A 24825-nucleotide genomic window follows, 5' to 3' on the forward strand; every position below is an offset into this window, starting at 1 on the left:
CTAAAGTCGAATCTTGACTATTATTTCTCATCGTAACAAAATTTATTAAAGTTAAATTTTGTTACCGAATTATCTAACCTTTACAGAAATGACAAATAGTGCATGTTTTTTGAACGGATTAATAAAAAAACATTAATTTTTCCTGAATCTCCGTGAAATAAACCACCTTAAATAAGCTTCACAAACAAATTAGAAGCAATTTTATTCGAAATTGATAATTCCTTGCCGTCAACATTAATTCGGACGGATAAATCAAAAGATTCTTTAGAAAGAAATTCAATTTTTGAGCCCAAAGCAATTTCCTGTTTGTCCAGATATTTCAAAAATTCTGATGAAGTATCTTTTACACCTACACAAACACCAATTTGATGTTCAGTTAACTCAGAAAGCAAATGCTTTTCAATTTTAATGATTCGGCCATTGGCATCTGGAATCGGATCACCATGTGGATCTTCTGTAGGATTTCCAAGAAAATCATCTAAACGATTAATCAATTGCTCTGATTTTATGTGTTCCAACTGTTCAGCAATTTCATGGACCTCATCCCAGCTAAAGTTCAGTTTCTCCACCAAAAAAACTTCCCATAAACGATGCTTTCTAACAATCATTTTGGCAGCAAGTTTTCCGTTTTCTGTTAAAGAAACGCCTTGATATTTTTTATAATTCACTAAATCCTTTTCTGCCAGCTTTTTAAGCATATCAGTTACCGATGATGCTTTGGTTTCCATCACTTCAGCAATAGCATTAGTACTCACTTCGGTTTCTAAAGAAGCCGTTAGGTGATATATTGATTTTAGATAGTTTTCTTCTGAAAAGGTCATTTTTTTAAGATTCTAAGGTTCTAAGACACTAAGATTCTAAGCTTAAAGAATCCAAAAGAAAATCTCAGAATCTTAGTGTCTTAGAACCTTAGCAACTATTTTACTATCAACAAAGGTATTGAAATTTTATGTCTCAATTTATCTACCGTTGTGCCAAAAAGAATATCTTTTAACCCAGTGTGACCGTGGGTTCCCATAACAAGAATGTCAAAATTTCCTTCGTTTATAATTTTCGGAATTACCTTGTTGGGTTTTCCAAAACCAAGCTCCGTTTTGATTTTGAATCCTTTTTGCGAAAGCATATCGTGATATTCTAATAATAATTTTTCGTCGATTGTGGTTTCATGATCGTGAATGTGAACTCCGTACATTAATGCGCCGACTGTTTCTACAATATGAATCAAAGTATATTCCGAGTCGTTTCCACCCAATTCAAAAGCTTTATTTAGTGCGGCTTCGTCAGCTTTAGAGAAATCAACAGAAACGGCTATGTTTTTAATGCTTTGGCTTTCTTTTGGGGTAAATTGAAGTTTTAGATTGTGAGGTGAATGATTGATGGTTTTTGTTTTTGCTTTCGCAATAAAAGGTTTAAAAACGATGTATAACAACAATCCAAGAAATCCAAATGCAAGTGGAATAACAGTAAACCATAGAACGGCTGGATGATTTGAACTTGCAAGCCATGAAGTAATTTCGTCGTAAACTAATTTTGCGTTTAAAGAAACAATGATTGCAGCGATAATCCAGGAAACGACCTGTGTGATTTTAGAAATATGAAAACCATTCATTTTTGATTTATCGCTTACAAAGTGAATCAGCGGAATAATAGCAAATCCTAATTGAAGACTTAGAATAACTTGGCTTAAAATCAATAATTTGCCCGTTACACTTTCCCCATAAATATAAATTACAATCAAAGCGGGAACAATCGCAATTAATCGTGTTATAATGCGTCGCACCCAAGGCTGAATGCGCAAATGCAGATAACCTTCCATAACAATTTGCCCCGCTAAAGTTCCGGTTACGGTCGAGCTTTGCCCTGCGGCGATTAAAGCAACGGCAAATAGAATTGGCGCCCATTTTGTTCCTAATAAAGGTTCCAGAAATTGATGTGCATCCTGAATTTCAGCAACTTCAAACATTCCGTTTTTGTGAAATGTTGCTGCGGCCAGAATTAAAATGGCAGCATTGACAAAGAAAGCCAGATTAAGTGCAATTGTCGAATCGATAAAATTATATTTTAACGCTTGTTTGATTCCGGCGGGAGTTCTGTCAAATTTTCTCGTTTGGACTAAAGAGGAATGGAGGTATAAATTATGTGGCATTACTGTTGCACCAATAATACCGATTGCAATGTATAAAGCAGCTGAGTTTGGAATAGAAGGAACAAGTCCGCCGATGATTTTATGAATTTCCGGCTCGGCAAAAATCATTTCGAAAATGAAAGAAAATCCTATAATTGCGACCAAAACAATTATAAACGCTTCCATTTTACGAATACCTTTATTAATTAAGAATAATAGGAGGAAGGTGTCTAAAACGGTAATTAATACGCCTTCAAGCAACGGAATTCCAAATAAAAGATTGATTCCGATCGCCATTCCGAGAACTTCGGCGAGATCACAGGCGGCAATGGCGATTTCTGCCAGAAAATATAATATGTAGTTAATGTATTTCGAATAGGTTTCTCGCGAAGCTTGCGCCAGATCGCGCTGTGTTACAATTCCGAGACGGGCGCTTAAACTCTGCAAAAGCAAAGCCATTAAATTACTCATTAATAAAACCCACACAAGCGTGTAACCAAACTGACTTCCGCCCGCAATGTCTGTTGCCCAGTTTCCGGGATCCATATAACCAACGCTTACTAAATAGGCGGGGCCTAAAAAGGCTAGTATTTTTCTGAATCCTGTTTTTTTATGCTCTGTAGCAACCGATTGGTTTACTTCTTCTAAAGATTTGGTCATCGTAGAAATGTTGTTTTAACAAATATATGTAAAAATTATATTCGCTGAACAATATTTTTAGGCGAGTCTAAAACTTAGATGTTAGAATTCAAACAATTCGGGCATAATCCAGATAATGTAAAATTGATTTCTTTCACTTTATAATTATGAGGCATAATATAACTTGGTTTTACATTTTCGAGACACGTAATTTCATGACAGTTTTCACAACTAAAATGAGCATGATTATGTATGTGAACACGCTGGTTAGAATGATTGCATTTTGCATATTTTACGGTTCCGTCAAGGTTCGAAATTTTGTGTACAATATCGTCGTTAACTAGTCGATCGAGAATTCTATAAATAGTGACCCGATCGCAGACATCGTTCAATTGTTTTTGAATTTCGGTGTGCGAGAGCGCAGTTCTGGATTTTTCAAAAACCTCTAAAACGGCCGTCTTTGCTGTAGTGTTACGTGTAGTTTTCATTTTTTTAAATTAAAAATTTTATCGCAACAATGTTGCAATTGATAAAATTATGATATATTTGCAACTAAATTGCATTAAGCAAATCTACGAAACATGAAGAAAACAACAACATCTTTTTACGATATTTTAGGAATTTCAAGCGCGACATTTTGCCTCGTTCATTGCTTGATTTTTCCTGTTCTGACAATCCTTCCTTTAGGACTAATTCATAACCCGATAATCGATTTGATTTTTGCCTCTCTTGGTTTATTTGCAATAATCAAAATTATGAAAAAATCGTCGCTTTTGGTGTCTTCAATTTTAGTTGTTTCGATGGGTTTAATTTGGATCAGTATTTTGAGTGAAATGGTGTTTGAAATACATCTTGACTTAATTTACTTCGGTGGAATAGGAATGATCATTGGTCATTTATTGAATTACAATTTACACAAAAAAGAGAATCATTAAAAATTATCATTATGAAACAAAAAGATTTTGAGGTGATTATCATTGGCGGAAGCTACAGCGGACTATCAGCTTCTATGAGTTTAGGACGTTCTCTACGTCAGGTTTTGGTTATCGACAGCGGTTTGCCTTGCAACAGACAAACACCACACTCACATAATTTCATTACGCAAGATGGTGAAAAGCCTGCTGTTATTTCGGCGAAAGCCAAATTGCAAGTTGATCTTTATAAAACAGTTCATTTTTATAATGATCTTGCCGTGAAAGCGATTAAGAAAGGAAATGGATTTGAAGTTTCAACTGAATCAGGCGAAGTTTTCATTTCCAGAAAAATCTTGTTCGCAAGTGGCGTCAAAGATTTGCTTCCAGAAATAAGAGGTTTTGCAGATTGCTGGGGAATTTCGGTTTTGCATTGTCCGTATTGTCATGGTTATGAAGTGAAAAATGAAAAAACAGCAATTATTGCAAACGGCGAAATGGCCTTTGAATATGCGAAATTAATCTCAAACTGGACGAAAGATTTGAGGTTATGCACGAATGGAAAATCAGCTTTGACTTTGGAACAAACCGAAATTTTGCAGAAAAAAGGGATTTCAATTTTCGAAGAGGAAATAGATTCGTTTGAGCATAATGACGGTTATGTTTCGAATATTGTTTTCAAAAATCAGGAAAAAGTCGAAGTAAAAGCCATTTACGCAAGACCACCATTTGAACAACATTGTTCGTTGCCAATAGATTTAGGTTGCGATGTAAACGAACAAGGTTTATTAAAAGTCGATGCAATGCAAAAAACAAATATTCCGGGAATTTATGCGAGTGGAGATTGCACCACTCAAATGCGATCTGTAGCTATTGCGGTTTCTACCGGTTCTTTCGCCGGAGCGGTTATCAATAAAGACCTTATTGATGAAGATTTTTAGCAATGCGTTGAAAATCTCTCGCAAAGTCGCGAAGGGGAAATTAAACATATAAGTTATGTAAGTCTATTTTAAGTCAAGCTTGAATTATCTTATATGGTTAAGAAAAAAACTTTGCGTCTCTGCGTCTTTGCGAGATTAAATCGTAAAGAATTTAGTAAAAATAACTTTGAGACTTTGCCTTGTGGGTTTGAAACAAAAATCTAACACATTGAATTCAATCCGTTTAAAATTATTGCAATCAGAAACAATATTTGTCAAATTTAATTTTTAGTTTTGTCTAAATTTAATTTTACAATAATGAAATATTTATTTTTGACAATATTAATAATTTCTGCTACACGCCTTTATTCGCAAAATATCTCGGGAAAAATTGACGGACTAGTTCCTGTAGGACAGGAAATTAATATCAGCCTATTAAATACAAACTTTAAAACTCAAACCGATTCAGTTGGAGTCTATAGATTAGAGAATGTTCCAAAAGGTGTTTATAAAATAATTGTCAAATCTGCTGGATTCAAAACTATAAATCAAAAAATTTCGGTTTTAGAAAATCAAAACTTAAATCTGGATTTTGAATTGACCGAAGACCAAAATGAACTTAACGAAGTTGTAGTTTCAGGAACTTTAAAACCTGTAAAGCGTTTGGAAAGCGCTGTTCCGGTTGAGGTTTATTCACCGGTTTTCTTCAAAAAAAATCCCACACCAAGTATTTACGATGCGCTTCAAAATGTAAATGGGGTTCGGCCACAGCTTAATTGTGGTGTCTGCAACACGGGCGATATTCATATAAACGGATTGGAAGGCCCTTATACTTTGGTTTTAATTGACGGAATGCCAATTGTGAGCAGTCTTTCGACAGTTTATGGTTTATCTGGAATTCCGAATTCGTTAGTTGAAAGGATTGAAATCGTAAAAGGTCCGGCTTCGTCGCTGTACGGAAGTGAAGCCGTTGGAGGTTTGATTAACATTATTACCAAAAATCCAACAAACGCTCCAATGTTTTCTGCCGATTATTTTACAACTAGCTATTTCGAAAATAATCTCGATTTGGGAATGAAATTTAATGTCGGAAAAAAAGCCAACGCGCTTTTAGGCCTTAATTATTTTAATTACAATCAGGTTATTGATAGAGATAAGGACAATTTTACAGATGTGACGCTTTCTGACCGAATTTCGGTTTTTAATAAATGGAGTTTTTTGCGAAATAACAATCGGCTTTTTACGGTTGCGGTGCGTGGAATGTACGAAGATCGTTGGGGCGGAGATGTGCGTTGGGAGAAGAAATTCCGCGGAGGCGATGAAATTTACGGCGAAAGTATTTATACCAAAAGAGCCGAATTAATAGGAAGTTATCAATTGCCATTTGAAGAAAAATTGATGCTTTCGTTCTCAGGAAATGTACATTATCAGGACAGCCGTTATGGAACGACTTCGTATATCGCGAATCAGAAAATTGGTTTTTTGCAGTTGACATGGGATAAAAAAATCGGGCGAAATGATTTATTGGCAGGAATTGCAAGCCGATATTCGTATTATGATGATAACACAACAGCAACCAAAGAAGCGGAAAGTACTTGGCTTCCGGGTATTTTTGTTCAGGATGAAATTACATTTTCTCCAAAAAGCCAAGTTTTGCTCGGAATGCGTTATGACTATAATTCTATTCATGGCTCTATTTTTACGCCAAGATTTGCCTATCGATTTAAAGCCAATGAAAACACCATTTTCCGTTTAAATGCAGGAACAGGTTTTAGAGTTGTGAATTTATTTACCGAAGATCACGCCGCGTTGACAGGTTCCAGAGATGTTGTGATTGCTAATGATTTGAAACCGGAGCAATCTGTAAATGTGAATCTGAATTATATCCAGAAAATTAATTTTGGCAACGGAACTTTTATGGGTATCGAAACAACGGCTTTTTATACCCGTTTTAGCAATAAAATCATTTCTGACTACGAAAGCGACCCAAACAAGATTATTTACGATAATATCGACGGATATGCGTTGAGTCAGGGAATCAGTACGAATGTCGATCTTAATTTTCCGTCAGGTTTAAAATTTATTGTTGGGGCAACGGTTTTAGATAATAAAAATGTGCAGAATGGCATTTCTGAACGACCTTTTCTAACAGAGAATTTCACAGCGACCTGGAGCGTTTCATACAAAATACAACCGTGGAATTTATTAATCGATTATACGGGAAATGTTTACAGTCCAATGAAATTGCCTTTGCTGAGTGAAACAGATCCGCGAAGTCCAAATTCGCCTTGGTATAGTATTCAGAATATTCAGTTTACCTTTACGGGCTGGAAGAATTTTGAACTTTATGGCGGAATAAAAAATTTGCTGAATTTTACGCCAATGCAAAACAATCCGTTTTTAATTTCAAGAACGAACGATCCTTTTGATAAAAACGTGCAATACGATTCAGCCGGAAAAGTTTTGGTAACGCCTGATAATCCTTATGGTTTGACTTTTGATACGACTTACGTTTACGGACAAAATCAGACGATTCGCGGGTTTTTGGGATTGCGATATACTTTGAGGTAAATGAAATAATGTAATTCATGATTAAACTGGACTGAAGTCCAGCCCTACAAAATAGTTCGTTCCGTCGGAACTTAAAGAGCCACAGGCTCGATTTATATTGTAGGGCTGGACTTCAGTCCAGTTTACTTCGAACAAAATAAAATGAAAAAGCTTTTTCTATTAATCTTCTTCTTCGGAATTTCAGCAACGGGTTTCTGTCAGCTGAAAAGCTCTTCTTTTGAAGAAATTGATCGCTTACAGCAAATTCAAAAACGAAAAATCATTGTTTTCATTCATACCGACTGGTGCCAGTTTTGCCAAAGAATGAAAGCGACAACATTTAAAAATCAGGAAATTATCGAAAAACTTAATTCAGATTTCTATTTCATTGATTTTAATGCCGAGGAAAAACGAGATATTTCGTTTAATAATCACGTTTTTAAGTTTCAACCTTCCGGAAATAATGTGGGCGTTCATGAATTGGCTTTACAGCTCGGAACAATTAATAATCAGATTGCATATCCGACTTTATGTGTTTTGAATGAGAAAAACGAAATCATTTTTCAATATAATATCTATTTGAGTCCAAATGATTTTAAAATTCTTTTAGAAAAATTGAAAGAATAAAATTCCTTATTTTTGAGAATGAATTCTTCGCAAATCCAACATTTCAATTACATTTTTACCGGCGCCGGACTGGCTTCTTTAATGACCGTTTATAAAATGGTTTTATCGGGCAAATTCTCAGATAAATCAATTTTATTACTGGATAAAGACGCAAAGAAAATCAATGACAGAACCTGGTGTTTCTGGGAAAAAGAAGAAACAATCTGGAAATCGATTATCTCCAAAAAATGGGATTCGGCTTTGTTTGCCAATGAAAATTTCAAACGTGATTTAGATCTTAAACCATATTCATACAATAAAATCAACGGTTTAGATTTTTATGATTTCGTTTTTGAGAAAATTTCAAATCAATCGAACATTACTTTTTTAAAGGAAAAAGTAACCGATATCAATGAACTTGAAACGCATGTTTTTGTTGGAACAGAAGAAAACAGATACACTTGCAATTATCTATTCAATAGTATTTATACTAAGGCTTTCGCCGAAAGGCAAACGAAATATCCCGTTTTGCAACAACATTTTGTGGGTTGGTTTGTAAAAACAGAAGTTGACGTTTTCAATTCCGAACAAGCAACTTTCATGGATTTTTCTGTTCAGCAAAAAGGAAATACAAGATTTATGTATGTTTTGCCGACTTCTACAACTGAAGCTTTGGTTGAATATACCTTGTTCTCAGAAAATCTTCTTCCGAAAGAAGAATATGAAAATGAGATTCAAATCTATTTACAAAAACTTGGAATAAATCAGTATAAAATTACAGAAAAAGAGCAGGGAAGTATCCCAATGACCAGTTTTTCCTTTTGGAAAAAGAACACCAAAAGAGTTTTAAATATTGGAACTGCCGGTGGCTGGACGAAAGCGAGTACGGGTTACACGTTTAAAAATTCAGATAAAAAATCTTCAGAATTAGTTGAATTTATTACAGATAAAAGTGCTTCGATTGCGCTCAGCATGACATCGGAATCGCTCAATATGAAAGCGTTTCATAAAAAGAATAGATTTTGGTTTTATGATTTATTGCTTTTGGATATTCTATATCGTCATAATGAATTGGGAAGTTCCATTTTTTCTTCTTTATTTAAAAAAGGAAATCTAAAGCTGATCTTTAAATTTTTAGATGAAGAAACTAGTTTTATTGAAGATTTTCAAGTGATTATGAAATGCCCGAAAGTATCTTTTATAAAAGCTTTATTTAGGGTTATATTTAAATGAAAACAAGGTTTTTTCTGCTATGTTATGAACTTTCGACTTTATGACTTTACAACTTTCGACTAAATCAATCGAACTATAACAAAACTTTATACTTCAAATTAAGTAGTTGCGCGTAAACTTTGTAACTTTGCAGTTCAAAAGTAAAATTTAAAAAATAAACAATATGTATCCACAAGAAATGGTAAAACCTATGGAAGCTGAATTAACTTCTGCTGGTTTTCAAGATTTACATAGTGCTGAAGCAGTTGATAACGCTATCAAAGCTGAAGGTACCACTTTAGTTGTTGTAAACTCTGTTTGCGGTTGTGCTGCTAGAAATGCACGTCCGGGAGCAAAAATGAGTTTAGATGGCGCTAAAAAACCAGATCACCTTATTACAGTTTTCGCAGGTGTTGACAAAGAAGCAGTTGATGCTGCAAGACAACATATGTTTCCTTTTCCTCCATCATCGCCTTCTATGGCTTTGTTCAAAAACGGAGAATTGGTTCACATGTTAGAGCGTCACCACATCGAAGGACGTCCAGCTGAATTAATAGCTGAGAATTTGCAAGATGCGTTTAACGAGTTTTGCTAATTTTTTAAGATGCTAAGATTCTAAGTTGCTGAGATTCTAAGATTTTTTCTTAAGCTAAATCAGCAATGGAAAGATATAAAAACAACAAAAGCACTATGAAAATAGTGCTTTTGTTGTTTTTATACATTTAGTAAAAACTTAGTATCTTAGAATCTCAGAAACTTAAGTTCTTAGAGATTCCATCCCCCGCCAAGTGCTTTGTACAATTCAACCATTGAGCTTAATTGTCTTTCAGATAATTGTGCCAGGCTTAGTTGCGCGTTGAACAAGTTGGTTTCAACATCTAAAACTTCTAAATAAGAGACATAACCGCTGTCATATCTTTCGCGGGAGAGATTAAAGTTTATTAAGGCCGCCTGAACTTGTCTGTTACGGGCTTTCCATTCTTCTTTATAAGTTTTAATGTTTTGAATAGATTGTTCTACTTCAGAAACAGCACCAATGTAGGTTTTTTGATAAATAAATTTAAATTGTTCGGCTTGTTGTCTGTTGATTTCGACTCTTCTTTTGTTTTTTCCGAAGGCAAATATCGGACCTGCAATTCCGGCTGATGCATTTTGTGAATAGGAACTTCCCAGAAATAAATTGCTCAAATCGGCACTTGCAAACCCGGCGATTGCAGCTAGATTCAGAGATGGAAAACGCATTGCCTGAGCAACACCAATTCTTTCATTTGCCGCTTTGTATCTTAATTCGGCTGCCTTTACATCGGGTCTGTTTTCTAACAAGGCTGATGGAATCGAAAGCGGAATTTCATTTACAATTCGCAGTTCGGTATTGCTTTTTCCTCTCGGAATTTCTGTAGGAAGCTGACCAGTAAGCAGTGCGATTGTATTTTCCTGAAACGTTATTTGTCTTTGAATATTAGGAATCGCAGCTTCGGCAATCGCGACCTGCTGTTCGATTTGTACTTTATCAACTTCAGAGATATAACCATTTTTAAATCTTTGGTTTATAATGTCATAGTATTTCTCTCTGGTAGAAAGTGTTGACTTTGTAATTTCCAGCTGTTCATCTAAGTTTCGCATTTGAAAATAAGCGACAGCAATATTGGTCACAATTTCTGAGAGTACCACTTTACGGGCTTCTTCTGTAGCTAAAAGTTCAGCTTGTACAGCATTATTTTCATGACGATATTTGCCCCAAAAATCCAGTTCCCAAGACATACTTGCTCCAGCATTTGAAGGTGTAAAGTTTTTTTCATTGCTGTTTATAGTTGCTCCGTATTGAAATGTTGGGAACAAATCGGCTTTAGCATAACCTAATTCGGCACGAAGCTGATCTATTCTGGAAACTGCGATTTTTAGATCGTAATTGTTTTCCAGCCCTTTTTTAATCAGATCCTTTAAAACATCATCATTAAAGAGATCAAACCATTTTAAATTGGTAACGTTTGCCAGACTGTCCAGATTTTTCTCATTTTTATAAGAATCTGATTTTTGTTGTTCTGGTTTGCTATATTTTGGTCCCACCATACAGCCCACGGGAAATAGTATGAGGATCAATATAACAACGATTATTTTATGTTTCTTAATCATGGCCTGTAGTATTTGGTTCCACATTATCTTCCGTAGATATGACTGCATCATCTTTCTTTTTTCCGATGTTTTCAATCATTACAAATAGACCTGGTACAATTAATACACCCAGAACTGTGGCGATTAACATACCGCTGAATACCGCCATTCCCATTACGATACGCGCTTGTGAACCCGCGCCTGTTGCTGTTAATAACGGAACTACTCCAAGAATGAATGCAAATGCCGTCATTAAAATAGGACGAAAACGAAGTTTTGCCGCAGTCATAGCCGATTCATAGAGCGGTTTTCCTTTTTCATATTCTTCTTTGGCAAATTCCACAATCAGAATTGCATTTTTGGCGACTAAACCAATTAATAATACGAGGCCAATCTGGGCAAAAACATTGTTGACATAGGCATCGCTTCCTAATCTTGCCAGCATCAATCCCAAAAAGGCACCAAAAACAGCAAAAGGAGCTCCAAGTAAGACACTAAAAGGCAGTTTCCAGCTTTCGTATTGTGCCGCAAGGATCAAGAATACAAATACCAATGCCATTATGAAAACTGAACCTCCGCCCGGCGAATGTTTTTCCTGATAAGACAAGTTAATGTAATCGAAACTCATATCTGCCGGCAAAGTCTGTTTGGCGACTTCTTCCAAAGCAGTCAAAGCTTGCGCACTACTATAGCCATCATTTGGACTTCCTCCAATTTCTGCAGATCGAAATAAATTTAAACGATTTGTAAAATCCGGACCTGTGACTTTTGTTGCTGTAACGAGCGTTGATATAGGCAACATATCACCGGCATTGTTTTTTACATAAATCAAATTTAAATCTTCTGGTTTTACACGATCAGCCGCTTCCCCTTGGAGATAAACCTTATACTGACGGCCAAATCGATTGAAGTCATTTACATAACTTCCTCCTAAAAAGGCTCCCAGAGCTTCTGTAACTTTAGAAACAGGAATACCTAATTTCATGGCTTTGTCATTGTCAATATCTAATTTAATCTGTGGAGTACCAGCATTAAAAGTGGTATAAATTCGTTTTATTTCCGGGCGCTGTTGTGCAGCGGCAATAAAAGCTTGTGTTTGTTCGGCCAAGTACTGAGGTGTGTTGCCACCTCTGTCCTGAATCATCAAACTAAATCCTGCAGAAGCACCTAAACCTTGAATTGCCGGCGGACCAAATGAAAAGCAAGTGGCTGTAGTAATTTGGGTTGCCAGTTTTTTATTAAATCTGTCCACAAACTGTTTGGCCGTTTCTGCTCTGTCTTCCCAAGGTTTTAATGAGATGAAAATAAAGGCATTGTTAGGCTGATAGGAGTTAGTAAGCATACTAAATCCATTGATAGTTGTGTAAGATAAGATGGATTTTTCTTCTTTTAGGAAACTGTCGACCTTCTTTGAGATTTCGTCTGTACGCTGTAATGAAGATGCGGGAGGTAATGCAATATTTACTAAAACATAACCCTGATCTTCTTCAGGAATAAATCCTAATGGAATTTTCTTCCCTAAAAATGCAGTAGCAACTAATATTACTACCAGTAAAAGTACAATTCGAATTGCCTTTTTAGCAAAGAAGGTCGCTCCACTAATATATTTTCCAGTAACTTTTTCGAAGATTCTGTTAAATCCGGCAAAAAACTTAGCTAACCAGCCGGTCTGTTCTTCAATAGGTTTTGTTGGTTTTAATAGCATGGCGCAGAGGGCGGGACTTAGTGATAACGCACTAAATGCCGAGAATGCGACCGAGACGGCAATGGTTATGGCGAACTGCTGATAAAATCGTCCGGTTATTCCAGGTGTCATCGCAACCGGAATAAATACGGCACATAAAATTAAGGCAATTGCAATTACAGGACCAGATACTTCTTTCATGGCCTGCACGGTAGCTTCTTTTGGTGTTTTTCCGTGTTCTATATGATGAATTACTGCTTCAACAACCACAATGGCATCATCAACCACAATACCAATTGCCAATACTAATCCAAGTAATGACAGCGTATTGATTGAAAATCCTAATAGTGGAAAAACGGCAATGGTTCCTATAAGAGAAACGGGAACTGTAATCAGCGGAATTAAAGTAGCGCGCCAGTTTTGTAGAAATATAAAAACCACTAAAATAACTAATATAATGGCTTCAAAAAGCGTGTGCACAATGTCGTCAACCCCTGCGGTAATTGCTAAAGTAGTATCTAACGATTCCTGATATTCTATGTCTTGTGGGAATTTTTCAGATAATAACTTCATTGTACTTTTTGCTGTTTCAGCTACATCAAGAGCGTTACTTCCTGGCATTTGGTACATTGCTATTACGGCACTTGGTGAACTGTTTCTTCGGGCAGTCGAACTGTAATTTTCTGTTCCTAATTCAATTCGGGCGATATCTCCCATTAAAACCTGAGCTCCGTCTTGTTTGCTTCGAACAACTATATTTCCAAATTCTTTTTCAGTAACTAATCGATCCTGAAGTGTTACACCGTATGTGAACTCGGTATTGGCAGGTGCCGGCTCAGCACCAAATTTTCCACCCGGACTAATCATGTTTTGAGCATTCAGTGCATTTTTAACATCTTCGACGGTAATGCCAAGTTTGCTCATCATATCGGCTTTAAGCCAAATTCTCATCGAATAATCACTTCCTCCAAATAGAGTAACTTCTCCCACTCCTTTAATACGAGCCAATTGATCTACAACGTTAATGCTGGCATAGTTGTTTAAAAACTTAGCATCATATTTAGGATTGGTCGATGTAATAGTGAAAAGCATCATTGGGAAAGACAAAGATTTCTTTACCACAACCCCTTGTTGTTTTACACTCGAAGGCATAAAAGGTGCGGACTGGTTTTGTCTGTTTTGCGTAAGCATATTGGCATTATCCAAATTGGTTCCTACATCAAAAGTTACTTCAATTGTACAGGCACCATCAGAAGTGTTAATGGACTTCATGTACAACATGTTTTCAACACCATTTACTTTTTGCTCAATTGGTGTCGCAACTGCTTGCTCAACATTCAGCGCATTTGCTCCTGTAAAAGAGGTAGTAATTTTTACAACAGGAGGATTAATATCCGGATATTGCGAAATAGGCGTTTTTTGTAATGCCAGTAATCCAAGTATCACAATAATAATACTGATTACAATAGCAACGATTGGTCTTCGAACGAAAAATTCTCCCATAATACTATGTATCTAGATTATTATTTAGTAACTGCAGTTTCTGTTTCACCTAATTGCCATTGTGTGACTTTTGGTGTAATAACGCTTCCATTTTTCAATAATGAAGTACCTCCCATGGCTATCTTATCGCCAGGTTTTAAACCTTCTTCAATAATATATCCATTTTTAACTGCCGGACCTGGTTTTACAATTTTCATTTGCACTTTGTTATCATTTCCTAAAACATAGACCTGATAAATACCTTGTACTTCTATAACCGCACGCTGTGGAATCACAATGACATCTTTGCGAATGTCGGTAAGAAGGGCAATTTTTGCATATTGTCCGGGACGAAGCAATTTGTCAGGATTTGGAAATGCGGCTTCAAATGTGATGGCGCCAGTTGCTGGATCTATTTGTCTGTCAGTAAAACTTACTTTTCCTGTTTGAGGATAAGTTGAGCCATCAGATAATTTTAGAGAAACTGATGCTCCTGAACTTTTTAAAGCAGAATCAGGTTTATTATATTCTCTGAAAAGACGTAAAAATTCCTGTTCGCTCATTGTAAAACGAACTCTTACATCTCCTAAATCAGAAATGGTATTCAAAATTGAGGTGGGTCCTGGGCGCACATAATCACCAACTCTTACTTTTGAAATTCCGATTAATCCGGAAATTGGAGCAACAATCCGACAATAGCCTAATTCAATTTTTGCGTTTTGTACGGATGCGTCAGATGCTTTTATCTGTGCGATAGAAGCGGTATAAGCTGATTTGGCCGAAACTAATTCTCTTTGGCTGACTGCATTCATTTTTGCCAATGGCGTAATCATGTCCAAATCTGATTTGGTTTTTGATAATCTTGCTTGTGATTCTGCAGCACCGCCTTCAGCTTCATTGAGTTTAGCTCTATAAGGCAATGGATCAATAGTGTACAATAGTTGTCCCTTACTCACAAAACTGCCTTCTTTAAAATTTATACTTTCGATAAGACCATCCACTCTGGGATTAATTTGTATATCAGATTGCCCAAAAGTTTGTCCAGTATATTCAGATTCTATTTTAACATCCTGTTGTAAAACGGTTGTAACTAAAATTTCAAGTGGCTTAGGTTGTGGCGGGGCTTCTTTTTTGCAGGATAACAATAAAAAAAGCAAGAAGATTGCTGGAGGGTAGATTTTGTTCATTTTTAATTTTTTATTAAATTTCATTCAAACTCAACTAACTAAAAACCAAAGAATTCCTTAGCTAAGTTAACATTTTTTTAATTAAGATTTGAAATATTATTTTGATTTCTATTTTTTATTAAATTTATATGTTATTGATATTCAATTGTTAATAAAATCGACTAAAAGCTATAAAATACCGCCAAACTGCACTTTTTGTAAGGATTTATTTTTGATGTCTCCTTTTGTAATTTTAAAAAACCACTATTATGTCAAAAAAAAATAAAATAAAATCGAAGAATTTAAATGGCGCATCAAGCGATCTAAAAGCATTAAGCAAAAAAGAATTACTGCATAGAGCCAAGAAGTTTTCAGAACAATATTGTGTAGGTGACGATAAAAATTTTACACTAAAGGACAAGCCAACTTCTTATTTTGGCAACGAAGAAAAATCAGCAATTAAAGCAGCTTTGCAAATGGGGGTAAAAGCATTGGCAGCGATGCAGGATACTCTTTATGCTCAGGATAAATGGTCGGTTCTGCTTATTTTTCAGGCAATGGACGCTGCGGGAAAAGATGGCGCCATCAAACATGTTATGTCGGGTATAAATCCGCAGGGTTGTCAGGTATCTTCTTTCAAAGGCCCAAGTTCAGAAGAATTAGATCATGATTATTTATGGCGATGCCAAAAACACTTGCCGGAAAGAGGACGCATCGGAATTTTTAATCGATCTTATTATGAAGAGGTTTTAGTAGTTCGCGTACATGAACAAATTTTAAAAGGACAAAAAATCCCTGAAAAATTGATTACTGAAGATATTTGGGAAGAGCGTTTTCAAGATATCCGAAATTTTGAAAAATATCTAAACCGAAACGGAACCGTTGTAATTAAGTTTTTTCTAAATGTTTCGAAAGAAGAACAAAAAAGAAGATTTATTGAAAGAGTTGACAATCCCGACAAAAACTGGAAATTCAGCGCAGCAGATGCTAAAGAAAGAGGGTATTGGAATGATTATATGTTTGCTTATGAAGAATTAATCAAAAATACATCGACCAAAAAATCTCCGTGGTACGTTATTCCTGCTGACAATAAATATTATGCCAGAATCGCTATTGCTTCGGCAATTATTCATGCTTTAGATGAAATGGATTTAGAATATCCAAAAGTTAGCGAAGAAAAAATCGCCGAATTAAATGCCGTTAAACAAGCATTGCTCGATGAAAAAGATTAATGTTTTTGAGATTTTAGAAATCCTTTCAATTACTATTATTAAAAAACATTTTTAATAATATACGCTAAATTGCGAATCCCTGTAACCATTTCAAATTATGGCTTCTAAACTTGTACCTGCTATCGACTGGATTAAAGATTATAAAAAACAAACCCTCAAAAGCGATTTTTTGGCCGGAATTACATTGGCTGCTTATGGAATTCCGGTGTCTTTGGCTTATGCTACCCTTGCCGGATTGCCACCGCAATACGGAATCTACGGTTATCTTATAGGTGGGTTGTTTTATGCTCTTCTCGGAACCAGTAAACAACTCGCTATTGGTCCAACTTCGGCAATTTCTTTATTAGTGGGTACAACCACAGTAACTATGGCTCAAGGTGACATGAATCGATGGGCAGAAATTGCTTCGCTCACTGCTTTAGTATTTGCCGTTATGGCCGTATTAGCTTATTTGTTGAAATTGAGCGGGATTATAAATTTTATCAGTGAAACTGTTTTGGTGGGTTTCAAAGCAGGTGCAGCGATTACTATTGGATTGACTCAATTGCCAAAATTGTTTGGTGTAAAAGGTGGAGGTGATAATTTTTTTGAACGTTGTGTTATTCTTCTTCAACAGATTCCGAATTTAAATACGACTGTTTTTCTTTTTGGAATAGCAGCTGTAATTCTATTAATTCTTGGCGAAAAGTTTGCGCCCGGGCGTCCGATTGCAATTTTGATTGTTATTTTATCTATAATTCTCATTTCTGCAACTTCTTTAGGAAACGCGGGTTTTAATACTGTTGGAGTAATCCCAACAGGACTTCCTGAATTTCATTTGCCTTCAATTTCAATTCATGATGTCGATGGTGTGTTGCCACTAGCCATGGCTTGTTTTTTATTATCTTATATTGAGAGTGTTTCGGCTGGAAGAACTTTGGCGCAAAAAAACGGTTATACTATAGATCCGCGCCAGGAACTTTTGGCATTAGGCATTGCCAATGCTGCTGTAGCAATTGGGCAAGGTTATCCAGTTGCGGGCGGACTCTCACAATCTGCCGTTAATGATAAGGCTGGAGCCAAAACGCCATTGTCACTTTTATTTTGTTCAGCGACAATTGCTTTTTGTCTTTTGTTTTTAACAGGATTTCTTCAAAATTTGCCAACAGTGATTTTAGCTGCGGTCGTGTTGGTTGCTATCAGAGGTCTTGTTGATATTAAAGAGATGAAATACCTTTATAAAATCAATAAACAGGAATTTGCTGTAGCTATGATTGCACTTGTGGGTGTTCTCATTTGGGGAATTCTAGCTGGAGTTTTATTGGCGACTATCGTAACTTTGTTGTTGTTGCTCAAGGCAGCTTCAAAACCTAATGTGGCTTTTTTGGGAAGAGTGCCAGGTACTAATTATTATACAGATATGGAAAGACATCCGGATAATGAAAAGATTGCGGACATGTTAATTGTACGGATTGAGTTTTCAATTTTTTATTTTAATGTCGAATACATTAGAGAAAAAATCTGGGAAAAAATCTACAGTGAACCAGCTTCTTTAAAAACAGTAATTTTAGATCTTAATTCTGCTCCAAGGGTTGATATTGCAGGAGCACGTTTCCTAAAACAACTTTATATCGATTTGAAAGCCAAAAATATTACGCTAAAAATAGGAGAAGCTCGTGCTGAAGTTCGGGATTGTCTTAGAGCAGAAAACTTGGAAGCTTTTGTGGGGCACATAAGCCGTTCCGTTTCTGTTGACGATTTGGTTGTGCATGCGCTTCAGGATAATCATTAGAGGAAAGCGAACGAATTTCAAAAACAGTAATTTTTGTTTGTTGAGATTAAAATAAGTGAAATTCATTTTCAAAAGCTGTTAAAAAAATCAGATAATTGGCTCAATACAATTTTAAATCTCAAAATAAACCCTATTTTTGCAGCAGATTTTAGGAAAAATCTAAAATCATATATATTCTTAACTTAAAACTGTTTATAGCATGCAACTGTATAACACTTTGAGCGCAGAAGAAAGAGCTATCATGATCGATGATGCAGGTAAACAACGTCTTACGTTGTCTTTCTATGCGTATGCCAAAATTGAAGATCCCAAAAAATTTCGCGATGATTTATTTGTAGCCTGGAATAAGCTTGATGCTTTAGGCCGAATTTATGTTGCCAACGAAGGAATAAATGCTCAAATGAGTATTCCTGAAGAAAATTTGGAGGCTTTTAGAGCAACTCTTGAAGTTTATGATTTCATGAAAGGCATTCGTTTAAATGAAGCTGTAGAACATGATGATCATTCCTTTTTAAAATTAACTATTAAAGTGCGTCACAAAATCGTTGCCGACGGTTTGAATGACGATACTTTTGATGTAACTAATATAGGCGTTCACTTGAAAGCCAAAGAATTCAATGAAATTTTAGATGATCCGAACACAATCGTGGTTGATTTTAGAAATCACTACGAAAGTGAAGTTGGACATTTTAAAAATGCTATTACTCCCGATGTTGAAACTTTTAGAGAGAGTTTACCAATTATCAATGAACAACTAAAAGATCATAAAGAGGATAAAAAGCTGGTAATGTATTGTACTGGCGGAATTCGTTGCGAAAAAGCAAGTGCTTATTTCAAACACCAGGGTTTTAAAAATGTTTATCAATTAGAAGGCGGCATTATTAATTACGCCAAACAAATTGAAGCTGAAGGTTTAGAAAGCAAATTCATTGGCAAAAACTTTGTATTCGATAATCGTCTTGGCGAAAGAATTACAGATGATATTATTTCGCAATGCCACCAATGCGGGAAACCTTGCGACAATCATACTAATTGTGAAAATGACGGATGCCATTTGTTATTTATTCAATGTGACGAATGTAAAGCCGCGATGGAAAATTGTTGTTCTTCAGAATGTTTAGAGATTATTCATATGCCTTTAGTTGACCAAGTTCGCTTAAGAACTGGAAAGCAAGTTGGAAACAAAGTGTTTAGAAAAGGAAAATCCGAAAACCTAAAATTCAAACATTCAGGCGAATTGACTGATACAGCATTGGCTGAAGCTCAAAAACCAGTTGATATTCGTCAAAAAGTAAAAGTGAAAAAAGTACTTCTTGGAAAAGCCGAGCATTATTATGTGAAAGCACAAGTAGGACAATTTACTGTTGAAAATCACGAACTAAACATTGGAGATAAAATCTTAATTTCTGGACCAACTACAGGTGAACAGGAATTGGTTTTAGAAAAAATGATTGTTGATGGAGCAGTTACTTCAACTGCTAAAATTGGCGATATCGTTACTTTTGAAGTTCCATTTCGTATCCGTTTGTCAGATAAATTGTATAAAATTGTAAATTAGCCAAAAATTTGAGCTAATTTATTTATGTAACAATCCTTTACCAAATTATGGATTCATACAATTTGGGCAACCAAACATCGTCAAGAATTAATTGATTTTCTCAATTGGGAAAAAACTGTACGATTTCATTTGGCAAGAGTTAACAGAACTTGGATGTCCAGTAAGAATTATAAATGGAATGACTGATCATGTGCATGTCTTATTTTTGCAAAATCCACAAAAAACTATTTCGGACATTGTAAAGCAAATAAAAGGAAGTTCTTCTCATTTTATAAATAGAGAAGAACTTATCCTTGAAAAATTTGTGTGGCAAACCGGCTATGCGACTTTTTCTGTCAGCGAGTCCCAGTTAAATGCTGTTTACAATTATATTAAAAATCAAAAGGTAAATCATCTTAAGAAAAACGGACAAGATGAATTTGATGATTTTGTAAAATTGCATGGATTGGATAAAAAATGATTGCTCATTGATACGCTCCCCGTGGTTAAAACCACGGGCTATATTGAAATACCACACACAAGATTGAAACATAGCCTGCGGTTTCAACCGCAGGAACCCGATGAATATCCGCAACAATAATACGTCCCCGTGGTTGAAACCACGAGCTATATTGAAATACCACACACAGAAGCAAAACATAGCCTGCGGTTTCAACCGCAGGGACGCAATGGATATCCGCAATAATAATACGTTTCCCGTGGTTGAAACCACGTGCTATATTAAAAAAAAACACAAAAAACATTGCCAATGATTTTTAATCATTGGGGATAATACCAACAAAAATGAAATCACATACTAAAATTGAACTCATGGCTCCCGCAGGGAGCTTTGAGTCACTTCAGGCTGCGCTCGATAATGGCGCAGATTCTATTTACTTTGGGGTAGAACAACTCAACATGCGTGCGCGTTCAACAGTAAATTTTACAATTGAAGATTTACAAGAAATTGCGAATCGCTGTGAAGCGAAAAACGTTCGAAGTTATCTGACATTAAACACAATTATTTACGATCACGATTTGTCTGTCGTAAAAACATTATTGACAAAAGCTAAAGAAGCCAATATTACAGCCGTAATTGCTTCTGATCAAGCTGTAATTGCTGTGGCAAGATCAATTGGAATGGAAGTTCATATTTCAACTCAATTGAATGTAACGAATACCGAAACCATAAAATTCTACAGTTTATTTGCCGATACTATGGTTTTAAGCCGAGAATTAAGCTTAAGACAGGTTAAAAAGATTACTGATCAAATCGAAAAAGAACAGATTAAAGGACCAAACGGAAATTTGGTAGAAATCGAAATTTTTGGACATGGCGCTTTATGTATGGCGGTTTCGGGGAAATGTTATTTGAGTTTGCACTCGCATAATTCATCTGCAAATCGTGGCGCTTGCAAACAAAACTGCCGAAAAAAATATACGGTTATCGACCAAGAAACAGGTTTCGAAATCGAACTCGACAACGAATACATGATGTCTCCAAAAGATTTATGTACACTTGATTTTTTAGATCAGGTTATAGATTCCGGAATTAAGGTTTTAAAAATCGAAGGGCGTGGACGCGCGCCAGAATATGTGGCAACAGTAACCAAAACCTATCGGGAAGGAATTGATGCTTACTATGATGGAACTTTCTCAAAAGAAAACGTTGAAGTTTGGATGGAAGCCTTGAATACAGTTTACAATCGCGGATTCTGGTCAGGTTATTATCTTGGACAAGAATTAGGGGAATGGAGTGATATTCCGGGATCTGCAGCAACTCAAAAGAAAGTTTATGTTGGAAAAGGAACGCATTATTTTCCAAAAGCAGAAGTGGGACAATTCAAAATTGAAGCTTACGATATTAAAATCGGAGATAAAATTTTGGTTACAGGACCAAGTACCGGTGCGCAGGAAATGATTATAGATGAAATGTTTGTAAATAATCTTACTGCAGAAAAAGCGACAAAAGGTGATGATTGTACTTTTAAATTGCCTTTCCGAATCAGAATGTCTGATAAATTATATAAAATTGTAGAAGTATAATGGTCATTATAACTTTACAAAGAGATAAATGCATCGGCTGTAATTACTGCGTCGAAATGGATCCAGTACATTTTCAGATGTCAAAAAAGGATGGAAAATCGGTTTTAATTCATTCGGTAAATGCAAAAGGATTTTTCACATTAAAATCGCCCAATCATGCAATTTTAGAAAGTTGCGAATTGGCAGCGAAAGCCTGTCCGGTTAAAATTATTTCAGTTAAAGAAACTTAAGAATATTGATAAAAAAAGCCTATTTTGTGGGGGCAAAATAGACTTTTTTAGCCCTGTTGTTGGTGATTAATAATGAACAGGGCTTTGTGTACAAGGACAATTACTTATTCCTTGAAAGAAATCCAGACCTATCGTTATGATATGTGTTCCTGAATTATAGGCCGAAATTTGGTTTAATGTTGCTTGGTAAGAATAACCAAAATAAAAATTAGATTTCTTAAATCCAGCCATTGGACCCAATGCATTGGGCTGTAAAATTTGATCATTAAGAAAACGATAAGAAACTCCGATCCAAAAATAATCATCGTATCGATTAAATTGACGATACTTAAAGTTTAAATCGGTACTGGAACGTTTGTCACTGGCAAAGTATTGATAAAAAACAGAAGGTTCATATTCAACTCGATTTTGAGTATTTCCTGTAAAAATATACCCAGTATATAATTGATAGTTGCGCAGTAAAACTGGTTCTTCGTGATAGAATTTATCAATGTTTTTATTTAAAAGATTATCAACATTCAAACTCACATAGAATTCTTTATTTCTATACAAGGCTCCTATATCAAAATTATTGTTAGCAATTTTTCGATTGTCTGTGACACCCGGATCTATGCCTCCAGAAATTCCAGTTTCAAAATTAAACTTGTCAATATCAATTTTAAAAGTGTTGACATTGTATGAAATACCAAAAGATAAATATTGTTTAGAGTAATAATCCAAAGTTAAATGATGCGCAAATGAAATTTTTGCGCCGGTCTGTCTGGTGTTTCCGTTTTTATCATTATACAAAGAAATTCCAATTCCTGAACGATCCAGAATTCGCATATCAGCATAAATTGATTGATTGTCTGGCGCATCTTTGATACCAACCCACTGTGTTAAACCATTTGCTCTTATTCGTAGATTATCGCCTATACCCGCATATGTTGGTGATACAACAAACGGATTATCTGCTAAATATTGGGTAAAGACAGGTAAATTTAATTCCTGGCTATAACTTGAAGTCACTGCTGTGATCAGTATTAATAATATGATTTTTTTCATTATTTATTATTTTAATAACATGCGTTACTGCCGTTACCTGTAAAGTGTAAAGTGTCCAACAAATTCTCTGTGATCTTTAGGATCATTAAGTTTTATGACGTACCAATAATCACCTGAGGTTAATTCTTTTCCATTATATTTTCCGTCCCACTTTTGTCCATAATGATAATTTGCTATTTCGCGACCGTATCTATCAATAATTGTATAGGTTAGATTTTTGTAATTTACCGTACAATCAGGTCCCCATTCATCATTAACACCATCTCCATTTGGGGTGAAATAATTTGGTATACATATATCGATGTATGCAAAATATTGAGTAACAGTAGTAGAACAGCCATTTTTATCAATAATACTAACTTTGTAGTTTCCAGATTTATAAATGATGAATTTATCATCTTTGCTAAAAGATTGATCTTCAAATGAGTATTGGTATTCTCCACCGCCACCAGTAGCACTGGCTACAATTTCGTTTAGTTCTCCAGTAGTTAGCGATAATTCTAGTGGTTCAAAATGCTCAATAATAAAAGGTTTAGTAGATTTTGAACATCCGTTAGTATGTCTTGCTGTTATGGTATGTAATCCGGGAGATAAGTTTGTAAATAGGTTATCTTTTTGATAGCTACCATTATCAAGAGCATAATCTATATCATTAAGATTTGTACTTACGTCAACTGAAATTTTAACTGAATTAACCGAGCATCCATAATTAACTGTAGCAACAGGATTAAGTGCAATCGATTCTGGCATATTTACTTGTAATTCAAAAGTACAGTCTAAAGCATCTTTGATATAAACAATTTGTTTACTTCCAGAAATATTGCTAAAAGAATGTTCCATTCCGATTGCTTGTTCATACACACCATCGCTTTTGTTTAAACTCACTTTATAAGGAGCGATTCCTTCTGAGATTTCAATACTAAATGAGCCGTTGTTTTCTCCGGTGCATAATTCAGGTAATACACTATTAGTAATAACAGAAGCCCTTATTGGTAAAGCAACAATAAGGTTCAATACCTGATCAGCCGTACATCCATCATTACTGATTCTGATTCCATTTTGCGATGTTGTATAAGTAACATTATCAATCCATTTATAAGAATCTCCCGCACAGATTGACTTGTTTGTCACAATATCAGAAGGTTTAGTTCCAACAGTCAGGTTCAATACCTGATCAGCAGTACATCCATCATTGCTAATTCTAAGTCCGCTTTGCGACGCAGAATATATAATTCCGTTTAAAGGCCACTTGTAAGATTCTCCCGCACAGATTGATTGTGTTGTCACAATATCTGTGGGTTTAGTTTCAACCGTCAGATTCAAAATTTGATCAGCCGTACATCCGTCATTTGTGATTCTAATTTCGTTTTGCGAAGTAGAATATACAATTCCATTTGCTGGCCATGTATAGGTTTCTCCTGCACAGATTGATTTTGTTGTTACAACATCTGAAGGTTTGGTTCCAACAGTCAGGTTCAATACCTGATCAGCAGTACATCCATCATTGCTGATTCTGATTCCATTTTGCGATGTTGTATAAGTAACATTATCAATCCAT

General features: G+C 35.4%; 20 protein-coding genes. 12 read left to right on the forward strand and 8 right to left on the reverse strand.

What is annotated here, in order from left to right; translation table 11 throughout:
* Positions 1 to 167: 167 nt before the first annotated feature.
* The 3 genes from EV145_RS22200 to EV145_RS22210 all read right to left on the reverse strand — a co-directional run bounded on the left by EV145_RS22200 (position 168) and on the right by EV145_RS22210 (position 3252).
* On the reverse strand, positions 168 to 821 hold the full coding sequence (locus EV145_RS22200) for a metal-dependent transcriptional regulator (RefSeq protein WP_133527359.1): 654 nt from the start codon (positions 819 to 821) through the stop codon (positions 168 to 170).
* 95 nt (positions 822 to 916) lie between these two features.
* A complete protein-coding gene (locus tag EV145_RS22205) occupies positions 917 to 2785 on the reverse strand; it encodes an Nramp family divalent metal transporter (RefSeq protein ID WP_133527360.1) in 1869 nt (622 codons plus the stop codon).
* Between the two features lie 74 nt (positions 2786 to 2859).
* Positions 2860 to 3252, reverse strand: a complete 393-nt coding sequence (locus EV145_RS22210) for a Fur family transcriptional regulator (protein ID WP_081909399.1) — start codon at positions 3250 to 3252, stop codon at positions 2860 to 2862.
* A gap of 93 nt (positions 3253 to 3345) precedes the next feature.
* Between EV145_RS22210 and EV145_RS22215 the strand changes: the two genes are divergently transcribed.
* The 6 genes from EV145_RS22215 (at position 3346) to EV145_RS22240 (ending at position 9558) form a co-directional block, all read left to right on the forward strand.
* Positions 3346 to 3699 (forward strand): MerC domain-containing protein, encoded by a 354-nt coding sequence (locus EV145_RS22215; RefSeq protein ID WP_133527361.1) that lies wholly within the window; start codon positions 3346 to 3348, stop codon positions 3697 to 3699.
* Between the two features lie 11 nt (positions 3700 to 3710).
* On the forward strand, positions 3711 to 4616 hold the full coding sequence (locus tag EV145_RS22220; RefSeq protein WP_133527362.1) for an NAD(P)/FAD-dependent oxidoreductase: 906 nt from the start codon (positions 3711 to 3713) through the stop codon (positions 4614 to 4616).
* 297 nt (positions 4617 to 4913) lie between these two features.
* Positions 4914 to 7166 carry a TonB-dependent receptor gene (locus EV145_RS22225; RefSeq protein WP_133527363.1) on the forward strand — a complete coding sequence of 751 codons (2253 nt, stop codon included), beginning with the start codon at positions 4914 to 4916 and terminating at the stop codon, positions 7164 to 7166.
* A 141-nt stretch (positions 7167 to 7307) separates the two neighbouring features.
* Positions 7308 to 7772: a thioredoxin family protein gene (locus EV145_RS22230; protein ID WP_133527364.1), complete on the forward strand. Its 465-nt coding sequence runs from the start codon at positions 7308 to 7310 to the stop codon at positions 7770 to 7772.
* Positions 7773 to 7790: 18 nt separating this feature from the next.
* On the forward strand, positions 7791 to 8984 hold the full coding sequence (locus EV145_RS22235; RefSeq protein ID WP_133527376.1) for a lycopene cyclase family protein: 1194 nt from the start codon (positions 7791 to 7793) through the stop codon (positions 8982 to 8984).
* Positions 8985 to 9147: 163 nt separating this feature from the next.
* A complete protein-coding gene (locus EV145_RS22240; RefSeq protein WP_133527365.1) occupies positions 9148 to 9558 on the forward strand; it encodes a BrxA/BrxB family bacilliredoxin in 411 nt (136 codons plus the stop codon).
* Between the two features lie 170 nt (positions 9559 to 9728).
* Here the strand turns inward: EV145_RS22240 and EV145_RS22245 are convergent, their stop codons facing one another.
* The 3 genes from EV145_RS22245 to EV145_RS22255 are packed head-to-tail and all read right to left on the reverse strand — an operon-like array spanning position 9729 to position 15428.
* Positions 9729 to 11096: an efflux transporter outer membrane subunit gene (locus EV145_RS22245; protein ID WP_133527366.1), complete on the reverse strand. Its 1368-nt coding sequence runs from the start codon at positions 11094 to 11096 to the stop codon at positions 9729 to 9731.
* Positions 11089 to 14262, reverse strand: coding sequence for an efflux RND transporter permease subunit (locus tag EV145_RS22250; protein ID WP_133527367.1), 3174 nt, complete (start codon positions 14260 to 14262; stop codon positions 11089 to 11091). The genes EV145_RS22245 and EV145_RS22250 overlap by 8 nt, the downstream gene beginning before the upstream one ends.
* A 20-nt stretch (positions 14263 to 14282) precedes the next feature.
* Positions 14283 to 15428: an efflux RND transporter periplasmic adaptor subunit gene (locus EV145_RS22255; protein ID WP_133527368.1), complete on the reverse strand. Its 1146-nt coding sequence runs from the start codon at positions 15426 to 15428 to the stop codon at positions 14283 to 14285.
* A gap of 248 nt (positions 15429 to 15676) precedes the next feature.
* On the opposite strand from EV145_RS22255, the gene EV145_RS22260 reads away from it, so the two are divergent.
* From EV145_RS22260 to EV145_RS22285, 6 genes are all read left to right on the forward strand, one after another.
* Positions 15677 to 16639, forward strand: coding sequence for a polyphosphate kinase 2 family protein (locus EV145_RS22260; RefSeq protein ID WP_133527369.1), 963 nt, complete (start codon positions 15677 to 15679; stop codon positions 16637 to 16639).
* 97 nt (positions 16640 to 16736) lie between these two features.
* Positions 16737 to 18410, forward strand: coding sequence for a SulP family inorganic anion transporter (locus tag EV145_RS22265; RefSeq protein WP_133527370.1), 1674 nt, complete (start codon positions 16737 to 16739; stop codon positions 18408 to 18410).
* 199 nt (positions 18411 to 18609) lie between these two features.
* Entirely contained in the window at positions 18610 to 19968 is a 1359-nt protein-coding gene (locus EV145_RS22270; protein WP_133527371.1) for a rhodanese-related sulfurtransferase, read from the forward strand.
* Between the two features lie 91 nt (positions 19969 to 20059).
* Complete coding sequence (locus EV145_RS22275) at positions 20060 to 20428, forward strand: transposase (RefSeq protein WP_243739306.1); 369 nt, start codon at positions 20060 to 20062, stop codon at positions 20426 to 20428.
* Positions 20429 to 20751: 323 nt separating this feature from the next.
* Entirely contained in the window at positions 20752 to 21993 is a 1242-nt protein-coding gene (locus EV145_RS22280) for a peptidase U32 family protein (protein ID WP_133527372.1), read from the forward strand.
* On the forward strand, positions 21993 to 22223 hold the full coding sequence (locus tag EV145_RS22285; RefSeq protein WP_133527373.1) for a ferredoxin: 231 nt from the start codon (positions 21993 to 21995) through the stop codon (positions 22221 to 22223). The genes EV145_RS22280 and EV145_RS22285 overlap by 1 nt, the downstream gene beginning before the upstream one ends.
* 66 nt (positions 22224 to 22289) lie before the next feature.
* Here EV145_RS22285 and EV145_RS22290 read toward each other — a convergent pair whose 3' ends face one another.
* Both EV145_RS22290 and EV145_RS22295 read right to left on the reverse strand, forming a co-directional pair.
* Positions 22290 to 23267, reverse strand: coding sequence for a type IX secretion system membrane protein PorP/SprF (locus EV145_RS22290; protein ID WP_133527374.1), 978 nt, complete (start codon positions 23265 to 23267; stop codon positions 22290 to 22292).
* A 33-nt stretch (positions 23268 to 23300) separates the two neighbouring features.
* A partial coding sequence (locus EV145_RS22295; protein WP_133527375.1) for a T9SS type B sorting domain-containing protein occupies positions 23301 to 24825 on the reverse strand: 1525 nt, incomplete at its 5' end.

This window comes from Flavobacterium sp. 245 (assembly GCF_004362055.1).
In the GTDB taxonomy this organism is placed as follows: Bacteria; Bacteroidota; Bacteroidia; order Flavobacteriales; family Flavobacteriaceae; genus Flavobacterium.